The sequence below is a fragment of the Streptomyces cirratus genome (assembly GCF_014650775.1).
GTDB classification, from domain to species: domain Bacteria; phylum Actinomycetota; class Actinomycetes; order Streptomycetales; family Streptomycetaceae; genus Streptomyces; species Streptomyces cirratus.
In genome coordinates this window covers 1-902 of record NZ_BMVP01000054.1, presented here as the reverse complement: position 1 = coordinate 902, position 902 = coordinate 1, and the positions used below count along the sequence as shown (strand labels likewise).

Here is a 902-nt window from a genome sequence, read left to right as displayed (position 1 = left end):
CCGCCTCCGAGGTGCGCATCGGGTACTTCCCGAACCTGACGCACGCCACCGCGCTGGTCGGCCTCCAGGAGGGCCTGATCGCCAAGGAGCTCGGCGGCACCGCGATCAAGCCGCAGACCTTCAACGCCGGCCCGTCCGAGATCGAAGCCCTCAACGGCGGCTCCCTCGACATCGGTTTCATCGGCCCCTCGCCGTCGATCAACGGCTACGTGAAGTCCAAGGGCCAGAACCTGCGGATCATCTCCGGCTCCGCCTCGGGCGGCGTGAAGCTGGTCGTGAACCCGGACAAGATCAAGACCCTGGACGACCTCAAGGGCAAGAAGATCGCCACCCCGCAGAAGGGGAACACGCAGGACGTCGCGTTCCTCAACTGGATCTCCTCCAAGGGCTGGTCGGTCGACCCCGAGTCCGGCAAGGGCGACGTCTCCGTGGTCCGCACCGACAACAAGGTCACCCCCGACGCCTTCAAGCAGGGTTCGATCGACGGCGCCTGGGTGCCGGAGCCCACCGCCTCCAAGCTCGTCTCCGACGGCGGCTCCGTCCTCCTCGACGAGACGTCCCTGTGGCCCGACAAGAAGTTCGTGATCACCAACGTCATCGTGTCGCAGAAGTTCCTCAAGGAACACGCGGACGTGGTCGAGGCCGTGCTCAAGGGCACGGTCAAGACCAACGAGTGGATCAACGCCAACCCGGAGAAGGCGAAGGCCTCCGCCAACGCGAAGCTGGCGGCGGACGGCGGCAAGCCGCTCGACGCGAAGGTCATCGACCCGGCGTGGCCGAGCATCCTCGTCACCGACGACCCGCTGGCGGGCACCCTCAAGACGGAGTCCGACTGGGCGGTCAAGGCCAAGCTCATCGAGCAGCCCGACCTGACCGGCATCTACGACCTGACGCTCCTGAAC

At 66.5% G+C, this 902-nt stretch carries 1 protein-coding gene; it reads left to right on the top strand.

Annotated features, from left to right (window positions below):
- Positions 1–902, top strand: a 902-nt coding sequence (locus IE207_RS32860) for an aliphatic sulfonate ABC transporter substrate-binding protein (protein ID WP_190187984.1), incomplete at both ends; no start/stop codon positions are given.